Consider the following 13,403-nt stretch of genomic DNA (forward strand, 5'->3'; position numbering starts at 1 on the left):
GGTTCCGTCGTGGCCATGCAAGGCTCGGCGCTCAGCGCCGACGGCGGACCGGCGCAGGGTCCGGCTCGCCGTCGACTGCCTGTTCTCCGGGTTATCCGGTGCGGGTGCGGGTGCGGGTGCGGGTGCGGGTGCGGGTGTGGGTCTCGTCCATGCGTACCGCGATGACAAGTCCGGCGGCGGCGGTGAGGGCGGCGCCGGCCCAGATGGCAAGGGTGAGGCTGAAGGCATCGGCGAGGACGCCGGCCAGGACGGCGCCGACGGCGAAGCCGCCGTCGCGCCAGAGCCGGTAGACGCCTACCGCGCGGGCCCGCCAGGCGGGGTGGGCGACGTCGCCGACGACGGCCAGCAGGGTCGGGTAGACCATCGCGGTGCCGGCGCCGAGCAGGACCTGGGCGACGGCCCAGACCGGGAACGCGGTGCCGACGGCGACCAGGCCGATGGCGGCAGCCTGCAGCAACATCCCGGCGGTGATGAGGTGCTTGCGGCCGATCCGGTCGGACCACCAGCCGGTGAGGATCTGGCCCAGGCCCCACACGGCGGGGTAGAGGGCGGCGAGGAGGCCGATCTGTGCGATAGACAAGCCGTGGGCGACGTACAGGAGCGGGAAGATTCCCCAGGCGAGAGAGTCGTTGAGGTTGTTGACCATGCCCGCCCAGCTGGCGGAGGACAGCGACTTGTCCTGGAGGCTGGTGAGCCGCGCGATCTGTCCCGTGGTCAGTTTGCCGTGGTGGTCGGGGTTTGCTGGTACAGGATGGCGAGCTGCCTCGGCGCGGGCGTGCTCGCGGGTCTCCTTCACTGTGAGCACGGACAGGCCCAGTCCGAGGGCGGCGTAGGCGATGCCGAGGGAGAACGGCTGGGGCCGCAGGCCCCAGTGAGCGGCGATGGCGCCGGTGGCCATGGCGGTGGCGGCCAGCGCCCCGTAGCCGGCGGCCTCGTTGAGGCCCATCGCGAGGCCGCGCCGGTCGGGGCCGACCAGGTCGATCTTCATGATGACGGTGGTGGACCACGTCAGGCCCTGGTTGACGCCGAGCAGGACGTTGGCGAAGACGACCCAGCCCCAGGACGGCGCCCAGATCAGCAGCAGCGGTACCGGCAGCGCGATCAGCCAGCCCGCGACCAGGACCGGTTTGCGGCCGTAGCGGTCGGACCACGTTCCGGCGAAGAAGTTCGTGACGGCCTTGGTCGCGCCGAACGCCACGATGTATGTCAGGGCAGCGCTGTACGCGGACAGGTGGAAGGTTTGGTCGGCGAGCAGGGGCAGCACCGTGCGCTCCTGGCCGAGCATGCCGCCGACCAGGGCGTTGATCGCGACGAGCAGGGTGAACTGGGCGAGGTTGGCGCGCAGTCCGAGGCCTATGCCGCCCGGGGCTGCCGGGGTGGTGGCAGGAGCTGGCCTGGTCATGTGCCGTTCTCCAGGCTCGGGTCGGCGGCCTTCGTCCGGTCGTCGGTGCCACCGGTCGAAACTCGCCGGTCCGCCGCTCTGCGCAGCGCAAGCAGGTCCCGAGAGGTGTCCACGGCCAGGGCGCGGTCGTCGTCGAGGTCGGCCAGGTAGATGCTGTTGCCCAGCTCGTCGTCAACCAGGGGTATCAGGTGCTCGTCGGTGAAACCCACGTCGTCCTCCAGGCGGACAGGGATCGAGGTGGCCATCCCACCCGGCTGCTCATACAATATTCCATGGATTTATGGAGGATGTCTTGGGAGACCCCACCCGCAAGGCAGAGTTGTTCGACGCCCTGGCCCAGACCGGCAAGGCGCTGTCCAACGGCAAGCGCTTGGAGCTGCTCGACCTGCTCGCTCAGGGCGAGCGCAGTGTCGATGCCTTGGCCAGGGCGGCCGGGCTCGGCCTGACCACGGCCTCCGCCCACCTGCAGGCGCTGAAACAGGCCGGGCTGGTCACGACCCGCCGCAGCGGGGTGCGCATCCACTACCGCCTGGCCGGGGAGGATGTCGCCGCCCTGTACGCGCTGCTGCAGCAGGTCGCCCGTACCCACCGGGCCGCCACCGAGCAGGCCCGCACCGCCTACCTCGGCCCCGAGGACACGGAACAGCTGACCCGAGAGGAGCTGCTGGAGCGTGTCCAGGCCGGCACCGCCACCCTCATTGATGTCCGTCCCGCCGAGGAGTACGCCGCCGGCCATATCCCCGGCGCCCTTTCCGTTCCGCTGGACGAGCTGGAAGCCCGGCTCGCCGAGCTGCCCGACGGCGTGGAGGTCGTCGCCTACTGCCGCGGCGCCAACTGCGTGCTCTCTCACGAAGCCGCCCGCCTGCTCGGCAGCCGCGGCCACCGTGCCCTCCGGCTTGCTGACGGCATGCTCGAATGGCGCCTGGCCGCCCTGCCCGTCGAGGGTGGCGCCGCATGAACGAGACCAGGAGGCCTTGGTAATGCGGCGACGAACGCGACTGCCGACGCCGACAGCCCCGGCCGGATCGTCCTACAGGAACGTGCCGAGCATCCGCACGATCTCCCACCGCAGCACGCAGCACGCAGCCCGGCCAGGCCGTGTCACGCTGCTCGGCGAGCCGAGCTCTCGAGTCCGGGCGTCCGGACGAAGAACTGCTCCAGCTCGCCCTGCGTGGGCCCAGCGGCGAAACGACCGAAGCAGGAAGCCCGGCCATCAGGCGGGAAACCAACCGGCATGAGCCAGAGCACAGGCGCGTCGGGCAGACCGAGTCACTGGTCCCGGCATCGAGATCATCCGTCTACCGTCAATCCGCTCCGGTCCTCGCGGGGGCCAGGCAGACGGGTGGCAGCGGGAACCAGCGCATGCGCTCGAAGTCGGCCGGCAGTCCGGTGGGGCCGTCGTCCAGGTGGTCGGAGCGAGAGGCAAGCACCTCGCGGGCGCGGCCCAGCTGACCGGGCAGTGCCTCCTCGCCCATCCGGTTGCGGGGGACGGTCCGGGGGCTGATGCCCTCATCTGCGCTGAAGGCCAGGTCGGTCAGCCGTAGCGGGGGATCGGCGCTACCGGTGTGGTGGTGCCACTGTCCGTTGTGCGGGTCGAAGCGGTAGTCGGGCAGGAGCCGATGGCCGTGGGTGGCGATCAGGTCGACGGCGTCGATGAGGTAGTCGCGGACGGTGTCGCTGATGAAGTAGTTGAAGTTGAGGCGGGTCCAGCCGGGTTTGATGCCGTCACAGCCGTGGACGACCTCGTCGAGCAGGGCGTCGGAGGTGGCCGCGTCGATGGCCAGCAGACGGTGGCCGTACGGGCCGGCGCAGGAGCAGCCGCCGCGAGCCTGGATGCCGAACAGGTCGTTGAGCAGGGCGACGACGTAGTTGTGGTGAAGGTAGGAGCGATCGGCGTGGCGGACGCGAAAGGAGATGATGGACAGGCGTCGGGCGTGGTGGTTGCCGAGGATCTCGATGTGCGGATGGGTGTCCCAGCGGGCCAGCGCCTGCCGCCAGTGGCGCTCTTCGGCGGCCTGGATCGTGTCGGTGCCGACTGCTTGTTTGAGGGCGAAGACCAGTCCGGCGCGAATGGATTCGACGATCGCCGGGGTGCCGCCTTCCTCGCGGGCGACGGGGTCGTCGAGGTAGCGGTGGCCGAGAGGGCCGACGAAGGCGACGGTGCCGCCGCCGGGCGCGGTGGGTACCGGGTTGCGGACCAGTTCACGGCGTACGACGAGGAGGCCCGGGGTCTGAGGGCCGCCGACGAACTTGTGCGGCGACAGGAAGACCGCGTCCTTGTGGTCACCCGCGCCGGGGGCGCTTTCCGCGACCCGGATCGGAATGTACGGGGCGGCGGCCGCGTAGTCCCAGAAGGAGAGGGCGCCGTGCGCGTGCAGCAGACGGGCGATGCGGTCGGTGTCGGTGAGGATGCCGGTGACGTTGGAGGCGGCGGAGAAGCTGCCGATGAGCCGCGGCCGGTCGGCGTAGCGGACCAGTTGTGCCTCCAGCTCGCCGAGATCGACGTGACCGTCCGCGTCCTCGTCGATGACCACGACGTCGGCGACCGACTCCCGCCAGGGCAGTTCGTTCGAGTGGTGCTCGTAGGGGCCTACGAACACGACCGGCCGTAGGGCCTGGGGGAGTGGGGCGGGCCGATGCAGTCTCAGGATGCCGACCAGCTTGTTGACCGCCGCGGTGGCTCCCGAGCCGCAGAAGATCACGAGGTCGTCTTCGGTGCCACCGACCGCGTCATGGACGATGCGCCGGGCGTCCTCGCGCAGCCGGGTCGTCTGCAGCCCGGTGCTCGAACTCTCCGTGTGCGTGTTGCCGTAGAGGGGGAGCACCTGCTCGTGCACGAAGTCTTCGATGAAGTCCAGGGAGCGTCCGGAGGCGGTGTAGTCGGCGTAGACGAGGCGACGCGGCCCGTAGGGGCCCGCCAGTACTTCGTCATCGCCGATCAGGCCGCGGCGGATGCGGTCCACGAACGGTGTCACAGGTGCGGCGATCGGCGTGCTCATGACGCCAGCTTGATGTTGATCTCGGGTGGCTGGTGCAGGGTGTTGTGGACTGTGCAGCGCGAGGCGACGGCGAGCAGGGCCGCGCGGTGCTGCTCGGTCAGCCCGGGCGGCGGAATGATCGTGACGTGGACGGAGGCCACCCGGGCCGGGCGGTCGGTGGCCATCGTGAATTCCGTACGGACACGCAGTCCGGCCTGCTCCAGGCTGTGGCGGTGGAGGAATCGGCCCGCGTAGAAGGCGACGCAGGTGGCCAGGGAGGCAGCGAACAACTCGGTCGGGGTGGGCGCGAGGTCCGAGCCGCCGGCCTCGAGAGGCTGGTCGACCTGGAAGTGGTGACCGCGGATGTCCACGGCGTAGATGTCGCGGTCGACGTGAGTGACCTCGAAGCTGTGTGCCTCCGCCTGCGGCGGTTGGCTTGTGGTGATGGCCTGGGGTGCGGTGCCGGTCATGGCCGGGCCCCTTCTCTTCGACGTCGGCTGGTGCCAGTTCCAGTCGACCGCGAACCGCACGGCTGATCGAGAGGCCGACGGGGTGAGAGAGGGCCCGTTCGGCCCTCGCGCCGGCCGCCCCAGAATTATACCCTGGAGGGTATTTTTTCGGGGCATGTGTGGCAGGCGTGCGGCGTGCGGGGCGGAGAGGTGGAGCGAAGATATACCCGGGTGGGTACCGGTGTGGGACCAGTGGCCCATGTCCGGGCCTCATCTCCCCTACGACAGTGGGGACATGGGCACACACATCGTGATACTCGGAGGCGGCACCGCGGGCACGCTGGCCGCCAACCGGCTGCGCCGCATGTACGACGAGCACGCATGCCGGATCACCGTCGTGGACCAGGACGACGACCACGTCTACCAGCCCGGCCTGCTGTTCGTCCCGTTCGGCATGGCTGAGCCGCACCACCTCGTCCGGTCCCGCCCGCGGCAGCTGAGCGCTGCCGTCGACTACAAGCAGGCGACGATCGAGCGGGTCGACCCGGACGCGCGGACGGTGCACCTCGGTGGCGGCGTCCGGCTGACCTACGACGTTCTCGTGGTCGCCACAGGAGCCACGCTCCTTCCGGAGGAGACCGAGGGGCTGACCGGGCACGGCTGGGGCGAGAAGGTCTTCACCTTCTACGACCTGCCCGGCGCCGTCGCACTGCACCACGTCCTTGAGCGCTTCGAGCGCGGGCGCCTGGTGGTGAACGTGGCCGATCTGCCGGTCAAATGCCCCGTGGCGCCGATGGAGTTCGCCTTTCTGGCCGACTGGTACTTCCGGCGGCGCGGCATCCGTGACCGGGTCGAACTGACCTACGCCACCCCGCTGGACGGTGCCTTCACCAAGCCGGTCGCCGCGAAGGCGCTCGGCGGGCTGCTGGAGCAGAAGGGCATCGAACTGGTCACCGAGTTCACGCTGGGAGAGGTCGACGGCGCAGGTGGCCGGCTGGTTTCGTACGACGAGCGCGAAGTGCCGTTCGACCTGGCAGTGGTCGTGCCGCTGCACGGCGGCGCTTCGTACGTCGGCTGCTCCCCGGGCCTCGGCGACGAGCTGGGCTTCATCCCCGTAGACCAGCACACCCTCCAACACCCCGACCACCCAGAGGTGTTCGCGATAGGCGACGCGGCCGGACTGCCGGCGTCCAAGGCCGGCTCGGTGGCGCACTTCGCCGGGGAGACGCTCACCCTCAACATCGGCCGCTTCCTCGTCGGACAGTCGCTGGACGCCGCCTTCGACGGACACACCAACTGTTTCGTCGAGACCGGCTTCCACAAGGCGCTGCTGATCGACTTCAACTACGACACCGAACCGCTGCCAGGTCACTTCCCGGCCGAGGTCGGCCTGCCGCTGCTGAAGGAGTCGCGCGCCAACCACCTCGGCAAGCTCGCCTTCGAATGGCTGTACTGGCACAGCCTCCTGCCCGGCCGGGAACTGCCCGGCATCGACTCGGCGATGCCCGAGCGCGGCAAGCACCGCGTCGACGCCTGAACGCCTGAACGTCTGAATGAAGGAGAACGCAGCCATGCCCACCGCCACCTACGGCGAGACGGCCGTCCCCGTTGACGACGAGGGCTTCTTCACCGACCCCGCGCAGTGGACCGAACCCGTGGCCGAGCAGATCGCCCACGAGTCCGGCATCGAGACGCTGACCGACCGGCACTGGACGGTCATCCGCTTCATGCGCGCCCAGTACGCGGAAAAGGGCACCAGCCCCACCGTGCGCGTCCTCGGCAAGACGTCCGGCGTGAGCGTCAAGGAGCTCTACCAGCTCTTCCCCAAGGGCCCGGCGAAGACCGCCGCGAAGATCGCCGGCATCCCCAAGCCGCGCGGCTGCATCTGACATCCCAGCCATCGTCCCCGCCACCGAGGAGCATGCTGTCATGGCCGACACCGCCACGCTCGAGAAGGTCTCGATCATCGTCTCCAAGGGATCCCTGGAAGGGATCTACCCGGCCCTGATCATGGCCAACGGCGCCCGCGCCGAAGGCATCGAGGCCGACCTGTTCTTCACCTTCTTCGGCCTCGACGCCATCACGAAGAAGCGCTGGGAGCACATCAAGCTGGCCACCGTCGGCAACCCGGGCCTGCACCTGCCCACCCTGCTGGGCGGCATGCCGGGGGTGCCCGACCTGATCACCCGGTACATGGAACGCAAGATGGACAAGCTCGACATCCCGCCGATCCCCGAGTTCATCGAGATGATCTCCGACACCGGCGCGGGCGTCTACGCCTACAAGGCGTCGGTGGACCTCTTCGAACTCGGCAAGGACGACCTCGTCGAGCAGGTCCAGGGCATCATCACGGTCGGCGAGTTCTACGAGCGCGCGGCCGGCGGCCAGATCATCTACACCTGAGACGACCGGCACCCTGCCCGGCCTGCAGGACGGAGCACGGCACGTACTGGCGGTGGTCCCCCGACGACGAGCCGTTCGGGCCGGGCGACCTCCTGGCCCTACTGTCCGACGGCGTCGCCCTGCCCGCCGGTGTCAGTTCCGGGCTTGAAGACCGTGACCGCCAGGCTCGTGCAGGCGTTGGCGCTCGCGGCGACGGCGACGGTGGAGTCGAGCGCCTGCGTCCAGGTTTCCGGCGGAAGCGCCACGTTGCAGGTGCTGCCGGTGGGGTTGTCGACGGCAGTGCCGTCGGTCGTGGGCGCGGCGGGGCTCGAGCTGAAGCGGTCGATCACCACCGGGCCGTCAACGGTCTGGGCGACCGGCCCGCGTCGGGGGAGGTCCCGGGCCGGCCAGTCACAGGCGGCCGGTGAGCATGCCGTGCCAGTACGCCGGCGGCAGGCCGTACCGCTTGAACACCCACATCGTGCGCCGCTCCTTGAAGGGGTCGATCAGCGGGAACGTGGGGGTGGGGTTCAGGTCGTAGTCGAACTCGGCGAGCAGCATCCGGTCGCGGGCGGTCACCAGCGGACAGGATGTGTAGCCGTCGTACCGGTGCGACGGGGCCCGGCCGTTCATCACGTCGAGCAGGTTGCCTGCCACGACAGGGGCCTGCTTGCGTACGGCCGCGCCGGTCTTCGAGGTGGGCAGGTTCGCTACGTCCCCAAGAGCGAAGACGTTCTCGTAGAGGGGGTGTTGGAGCGTGTGCTTGTCCGCGGTGACGAACCCCTGGGGGCTTGCCGGGTCGGCCAGCGGGCCCTTTTTGATCCACTCGGGCGCGCTCTGCGGCGGTACGGCGTGCAGCAGGTCGTAGCCGATGGTTTCCTTCGTGCCGTTCGCGTGGTCCGTGATGGTGACCTCGCGGCTGCCGCCGTCGAGGGCGGTCATCTCCGAGCGAAGCCGCACCTCGATCCCGTACCGGGCGGCCACTTTCTCCAGTACCTGCGACCAGGCGGGCACCTTGAACATCACCGGGTCCGGGATGACGAGGATGATGCGGATGCGGTCAAGCACTTTCTGCTTGCGCCAGTAGCCCGCGGCCAGGTAGGCGATCTTCTGCGGGGCGCCGCCGCACTTCAGCGGGCTCGCCGGGTGCGTGAAGACCGCCGTGCCGGAGCGCATCCGCCTGATCAGCTCCCAGGTGCGCGGGGCGTACTCGGGCGCGTAATTGCTGCTCACCCTGTCGTGGCCGACGGCTTCGGCGAGGCCCGGCACACTACCCCAGTCCAGCTGGAGTCCCGGTGCCAGCACCAGGTACTCGTAGGTGAGTTCGGCGCCGCCGGACAGGGGCACGGTGCGGGCGGTGGGGTCGACGGCCAGGGCGCGCCGACGGATCCAGCGCACACCGTCGGGGATGACGGATCCTTCGGGGCGGCTGGTTTCGCGCAGGGGGGCCTGACCGCCGCCGACGAGGGTCCACAGCGGCTGGTACCAGTGGGTGTCGGACGGTTCGATCAGGGTGATGTCGGTGACGCCGGCTCGGCGCAGGCGGGCGGCGACGCTGATGCCCGCGCTGCCGCCGCCGATGATGGCGACGCGGTGACGGCCGGAGATCGGCTCGCCGACGGGTGAGGGGGTGGCGCTCAAGGCGGAGCTCCTTCTCTTGCGGAGAGGGGTGTCGGGTGTCGGTGTGAAATCAGGCCGCGTGCGATGGGGCCTGTCGTGACCGGGCGCCCGCCAAGTACCCAGGCGGGGGTTCTGTCGGTCACGGAATGGGCGTCGATGCTGCGGGAGTTCATCCAGCCGGCGGCGGTCCTGCTGCGGTTGCCGCTCGCGCAGATCGCGTACACCGGTCGGCCGGCAGTCAGTCCACCGCACCGGGCAGGTGCGGTGCGCAGCGGCATCTGTCGGCGCCCGATGCGTGTCCGGACGCGTACTGCTCTGCCTCCCCTGCGCTGACCACTGACCGTCATCGCCCGGGGGCCGCAGCGAACGTCTCCTGCGTCACTTCCTGAGTCATTTCATTGCCTCCTCGAATACCCCCGGGGGTTTCGTGCTGTCGAGCGTACGGCGGCTTCGAGAGAGGCGTCATATACCCCTAGGGGTATATGCCTGGGAGGTAATATCCGGCGCTGCGCGCGCCCGCAGGGCCCGGAGTGCTGCGCGACCTCAGCATCGAGAACGTACGGGCCTGTCTGCTACCCCTGGACAAGACGGGTGCGGTCAGAGAGCTGGAGAGCGCGGGTGCAGCGTGCTGGTGTCGTGGACGGTGTCAATGACGCACCAGCACTGTTCGTCGTGCACACCGGCCTCGCCATGGGTCAAGGCCGCCGCTATCGACCCACGCCGCCCAGCCGCCACGCTGAAGGCCGAGCTGAATTCCGCCGCCCAGTACAGGAGGCAAATTGCCTCGACGCGGGCGAGCGGGCCAACGTCATCGTCGTACAGCCCTCCCCGGACGGGCCGCAGGCGGGCGACCGGTCTGCTGACTCGAAGCGGAACAACTCGGACGCGAATCTGGGGCAGCAACGACTGGCAGCATCAGGGACTCGGCCGCGAAGCCCTGCGCTTCCCTGCCAACTTCTCCATACAGCCCACCGATGGACCACGCAGCGCAGAGCCGGCAAGGGTGGGCCTTCTCTTCGATGCGATTGCCCGCAGGAGTCGCACCGTTTGCTTCCCTCGTTTATGCCCACGTGAGGCCGTGCCGGCGGGCCGGCGCCTTCATACGGGGGACGACGGGTATACCGGCGACCGGGTCGTTCACCCGCCCGGACGACAGACCGGGCGCGGCACGTGATCCTGTCCGCGCAGGGAGGGCTCCATGCTGGTCCGATGCGGATGAGCACGGGAGGTTCCATGGAATGGCTGGTCACGCTGGTCGGTGCGGCCGTGGTCTTGATCATCCTGCGGGATGTGTTCCATACCTTGTGGCATCCCACCCGGCATGGAGGCCTGAGCAGGGTCGTCATGTCGCTGTTGTGGCGGCTGTCGACCCGGGGCCGCAGGAGCAGCAGGACTGCCGGGCTGGCCGGGCCCGTCGGCATGGTGACGGTGCTGGCCACGTGGGCCGGCGCCGTGGCCGTGGGCTGGGCCCTGGTGTACTGGCCGCACATGCCGGAAGCGTTCTCCTTCTCCGGCACGTTGAAGCCGTCCGAGCACTCAGGACCGGTGGACGCCCTCTATCTCTCACTGGTGACTGTCGCCACGCTCGGCCTCGGCGACATCGCACCCTCCGCCGACTGGCTGCGCATCGTCGCACCGCTGGAGGCGCTGGTCGGCTTCACGTTGTTGACCGCCACTGTCTCCTGGATTCTCGGCATCTATCCGGCTCTGGCCCGGCGGCGGGCGCTGGCACTGCGCATCTCCCAGCTGCGCCGCGCCGATCCGGTGGAAGGACACCCTGCCTCCGGCGTGGGGGCCGCCCCCCTTGGTCAACTTGCTGCCGATATCGCGCGTACCTGCGTGGACTTCCTCCAGTATCCCGAGTCCTACTACTTTCACGACGGACCCGGCGACATCTCGCTGGCCCTCGCTCTCGGTCACGCCGCCGACCTTGCCGAGCTGACAAAGCGAGCAGAGTGCCCGGACGCCCGGAGCGCCGCGGCCGTGCTCGACATCGCCCTCGACGACCTCGCCGCTGTGCTCGACGACCGCTTCCTGCACACCGGAGGCCCGCGGCAGCGCGTCCTGGCCGCTTACGCCCGCGACCACGGCAAGCCCTGAACGGCCGGCCTTGTTCCAAGGCCAGAACGGTCCGTGAAGGCTGCCCAATCTGCCGGTCAGACACAGGTTCTCGGTGTAGTCGACGGGGCAGGCGATCACGGAAACCGCGTCGCCGTCGAGGGCGCGGCGCAACACGGGCAGCAGCTGGCGAAGATGAAGTTCCAGTACTGCGCATTGCTCGTCAGCGGCCCAAACAGCGTGCTCGCCTCCGAACAGCGGCGCCAGCGCCTTGTCGGACCCTTCGAACAGCAGCACCCGGGCCCCCGCCGACCGCTCCAACACCCAGGGCAGTGATGGTCTGCCAGCCAGCGGACCATGTAGCCCAGACCGCAACCGACGCCGACCAGACGGTACGGACCGGCCTGCCCTGTGCTCTGTCGAATTGCGGTGAAGAGCGGCCGAGCAGATGAACCAGCAGTTCGCCGATCCGCAGCTCCTGCCAGCTTCCAGCACGGCCGCTGCCTGATCTGCGAAGACGCCCTAACCCCAAGCGTTGCCACCGCAGTCGACGGATGTTTCTTCTACTTCCTTATATGCCGCTTCGTGGGCGTCGGCGCTTGACACGGGGTGGACCTGGACGCCCTGTGGAACCTGTCCCCGCACACGCCACCTGCAACGGAGCCAAAGCGACCGGTTGCCGAGGCAGACGGAACTCGCTGACCGGGCTGTCCGGTACGAAGCCATCATGAACTCGCCCCATCCGCTGACGCCATGTCCGTGATCGGGTCGGCAGTCTGCCATGGACCACTTCGGTTATGCGGCCGTTCGGTGCTTCGGGGTGAAGCATGGCTCTGCCTGCCTGTCTGCCGTCGGTGGGATGGGTGCATTCTCCCGCGGCGAGTCGGGTGACTGTGACTAAATTGGCGCATGTCTTCGTCGTTGCGGCAACGCCCTCTTATCGCGGTCGTTGGAAGTGTGGACGGTACGCGAGAGTTCGCCCCGCCCTTGCAGAACGTGGAGCAAGGTCCGGAGGCCTGCCGTCAGTTGGGGCGCGCGCTGGCGCAGGCGCAGTGCGACCTGGCGGTCTTCTCCAGCAAGGACAAGTACATCGAGGCCGAGGTTGTTCGTGGTTATGCAGAGGCGTGTGAGGACGGCCAGGGTCGTGTGGTCGGCTACCCTCCGCGGCATCGCAGCATGGATTTCGGTCTTCCGGAGGGCAGTGCCGTCACCGTGGAGGTGGTGAGGGATACCAGCGGTGAGTGGGAGGTTTCCTATTACCGGACGTTGATGTCGTGCGACGGCGTGCTGATGGTGGGTGGGGGACAGTCCACACGAGTGGCTGGCGTTGTTGCTTTGGCGCAGCGAATACCTGTGGTGCCGGTAGCCGCCTTTGGCGGTGGTGCAGGACAGGTATGGATCAATCTCGACAAGGTGCGCAACGATACCGATGACGCTGATATTGCGCTGCTGGGCGCGGACTGGTCATCGGATTCCGCCCGGAAGCTTGTGACCTGCTTGCTAAGGCAGCGTGATCGACGGGTGCGGCACGAGCGCACCATGGCGCGAAGTCGGAATCTGCAAGCATGGTCGGGAGCGTTGGGCTGGGTTGTGGCGGTGGCGTGCATGGCTGTCGCAGTGCTCGGTCTCGTGACCGCGGCGCCAGCTCGTGCTGCGACTTCGATGGACCTGGCGGTGCTGGTAGGAGCCCCGCTCTTTGCCTCGGTGGCAGGTGCCGTCATCCGCAATTCGTTCGAAACCGAGTCTCAATGGCCGCGCGCCTGCATTCGAGGGCTCGGTGCCGGTCTGGTCACGGTTCTTCTTTACGTTGCTTCGCAGTTGTTGAGCGTGCCTACGCTGTTGGACCGGCTGGATGTGCGGCGGCTGCTGTTCATGACGATTCCGTTGGGCTTCACTGCCGGCTTCACCTTCGATCTTGTTTTTGAGCGGTTGAGGAGTGGGGCGGCGGCAGGGGCTCCACCCGGATCGGATCTGCTGTCGAGCGCTGCTCCATCCGGGGGGCAGGTGGATCCGTCAGAGTGACGACACCGTCGCAGAGCGCTTCCATGCTCGTTATGGCGGGTACTTAGCAGGCAGGATCGTCGCCTGGGGCAGAGCTTGTTCGTCTCGGCCGACGGAAGGGGGGACTGTGGACGTGGTGCCGGTTTCGGCAGCCTTGCTGGTGGAGGCGGCGTTAGACGCTGCTGGCTCTGGTGCATCCGGGTGGGTGCGACTCAGATCGATTCTGGATCGCTGGCGTGGGGGCAGTGGCGTCCTGGACGCAGATGTACTGGAGGAGCTGGCGAAGGCCCCGTTCAACGTGTCGACTGCGCAGGCTCTCTCCGCGCAGCTGGCTGAGCGGGCTGCCGCAAGTGCTGCATTTCGTGAAGAGTTGACGTCCTGGGCTCAGAGTGTGTGGCAAGCTCTCGGCGAGGTGTCGGCAGATGAGGGGCCCGATGGTGCTGCCATCGCTGCGGCCATTGCGCAGAGACATCCAGCCGAGCCACGGTTCGCTGTGTTCGGCATGGGGGACAC

Annotated in this window: 12 protein-coding genes; 6 read left to right on the forward strand and 6 right to left on the reverse strand. The window is 68.6% G+C overall.

Features of this window, described 5'->3' with window-relative positions; translation table 11 throughout:
* Positions 1-91: 91 nt before the first annotated feature.
* Together IO36_RS29230 and IO36_RS47760 are read right to left on the reverse strand one after the other, a co-directional pair.
* Positions 92-1,402 (reverse strand): MFS transporter, encoded by a 1,311-nt coding sequence (locus tag IO36_RS29230; RefSeq protein ID WP_051901033.1) that lies wholly within the window; start codon positions 1,400-1,402, stop codon positions 92-94.
* Entirely contained in the window at positions 1,399-1,647 is a 249-nt protein-coding gene (locus IO36_RS47760) for a hypothetical protein (protein ID WP_037624101.1), read from the reverse strand. The genes IO36_RS29230 and IO36_RS47760 overlap by 4 nt, the downstream gene beginning before the upstream one ends.
* A 47-nt stretch (positions 1,648-1,694) precedes the next feature.
* On the opposite strand from IO36_RS47760, the gene IO36_RS29240 reads away from it, so the two are divergent.
* Entirely contained in the window at positions 1,695-2,360 is a 666-nt protein-coding gene (locus IO36_RS29240) for an ArsR/SmtB family transcription factor (protein ID WP_037624102.1), read from the forward strand.
* 346 nt (positions 2,361-2,706) lie between these two features.
* On the opposite strand, the gene IO36_RS29245 is transcribed toward IO36_RS29240, so the two are convergent.
* Both IO36_RS29245 and IO36_RS29250 read right to left on the reverse strand, forming a co-directional pair.
* Positions 2,707-4,401 carry an aminotransferase class V-fold PLP-dependent enzyme gene (locus IO36_RS29245; RefSeq protein WP_037624104.1) on the reverse strand — a complete coding sequence of 565 codons (1,695 nt, stop codon included), beginning with the start codon at positions 4,399-4,401 and terminating at the stop codon, positions 2,707-2,709.
* Positions 4,398-4,850, reverse strand: coding sequence for an OsmC family protein (locus tag IO36_RS29250; protein WP_051901049.1), 453 nt, complete (start codon positions 4,848-4,850; stop codon positions 4,398-4,400). The genes IO36_RS29245 and IO36_RS29250 overlap by 4 nt, the downstream gene beginning before the upstream one ends.
* 274 nt (positions 4,851-5,124) lie before the next feature.
* On the opposite strand from IO36_RS29250, the gene sqr reads away from it, so the two are divergent.
* The 3 genes from sqr to IO36_RS29265 are packed head-to-tail and all read left to right on the forward strand — an operon-like array spanning position 5,125 to position 7,232.
* Positions 5,125-6,366: a type III sulfide quinone reductase, selenoprotein subtype gene (gene sqr, locus IO36_RS29255; protein ID WP_037624105.1), complete on the forward strand. Its 1,242-nt coding sequence runs from the start codon at positions 5,125-5,127 to the stop codon at positions 6,364-6,366.
* Between the two features lie 34 nt (positions 6,367-6,400).
* Entirely contained in the window at positions 6,401-6,718 is a 318-nt protein-coding gene (locus IO36_RS29260) for a TusE/DsrC/DsvC family sulfur relay protein (RefSeq protein ID WP_037624106.1), read from the forward strand.
* 40 nt (positions 6,719-6,758) lie between these two features.
* Positions 6,759-7,232 (forward strand): DsrE/DsrF/DrsH-like family protein, encoded by a 474-nt coding sequence (locus IO36_RS29265; RefSeq protein ID WP_037624107.1) that lies wholly within the window; start codon positions 6,759-6,761, stop codon positions 7,230-7,232.
* 98 nt (positions 7,233-7,330) lie between these two features.
* Here IO36_RS29265 and IO36_RS29270 read toward each other — a convergent pair whose 3' ends face one another.
* Together IO36_RS29270 and IO36_RS29275 are read right to left on the reverse strand one after the other, a co-directional pair.
* A complete protein-coding gene (locus tag IO36_RS29270; RefSeq protein ID WP_037624108.1) occupies positions 7,331-7,564 on the reverse strand; it encodes a hypothetical protein in 234 nt (77 codons plus the stop codon).
* 58 nt (positions 7,565-7,622) lie between these two features.
* Entirely contained in the window at positions 7,623-8,852 is a 1,230-nt protein-coding gene (locus tag IO36_RS29275) for an NAD(P)/FAD-dependent oxidoreductase (RefSeq protein ID WP_078943502.1), read from the reverse strand.
* Between the two features lie 1,212 nt (positions 8,853-10,064).
* Here IO36_RS29275 and IO36_RS29280 point away from each other — a divergent pair.
* The gene (locus IO36_RS29280; RefSeq protein WP_037624167.1) at positions 10,065-10,931 is read left to right on the forward strand and encodes a potassium channel family protein; all 867 of its coding nucleotides are present in this window, start codon (positions 10,065-10,067) and stop codon (positions 10,929-10,931) included.
* A 945-nt stretch (positions 10,932-11,876) separates the two neighbouring features.
* Entirely contained in the window at positions 11,877-12,911 is a 1,035-nt protein-coding gene (locus tag IO36_RS29285; RefSeq protein WP_158997553.1) for a hypothetical protein, read from the forward strand.
* Positions 12,912-13,403 lie beyond the last annotated feature (492 nt).

It is taken from the genome of Streptomyces aureus (assembly GCF_000725495.1).
GTDB lineage: Bacteria > Actinomycetota > Actinomycetes > Streptomycetales > Streptomycetaceae > Streptomyces > Streptomyces aureus_B.

Bases quoted from the DNA above. Each gene is read 5' to 3' on its own strand.
- IO36_RS29230 (WP_051901033.1), bottom strand. From the start codon at position 1,402: ATGACCAGGCCAGCTCCTGCCACCACCCCGGCAGCCCCGGGCGGCATA.
- IO36_RS47760 (WP_037624101.1), bottom strand. From the start codon at position 1,647: ATGGCCACCTCGATCCCTGTCCGCCTGGAGGACGACGTGGGTTTCACC.
- IO36_RS29265 (WP_037624107.1), top strand. From the start codon at position 6,759: ATGGCCGACACCGCCACGCTCGAGAAGGTCTCGATCATCGTCTCCAAG.
- IO36_RS29245 (WP_037624104.1), bottom strand. From the start codon at position 4,401: ATGAGCACGCCGATCGCCGCACCTGTGACACCGTTCGTGGACCGCATC.
- sqr (WP_037624105.1), top strand. From the start codon at position 5,125: ATGGGCACACACATCGTGATACTCGGAGGCGGCACCGCGGGCACGCTG.
- IO36_RS29280 (WP_037624167.1), top strand. From the start codon at position 10,065: ATGGAATGGCTGGTCACGCTGGTCGGTGCGGCCGTGGTCTTGATCATC.
- IO36_RS29260 (WP_037624106.1), top strand. From the start codon at position 6,401: ATGCCCACCGCCACCTACGGCGAGACGGCCGTCCCCGTTGACGACGAG.
- IO36_RS29250 (WP_051901049.1), bottom strand. From the start codon at position 4,850: ATGACCGGCACCGCACCCCAGGCCATCACCACAAGCCAACCGCCGCAG.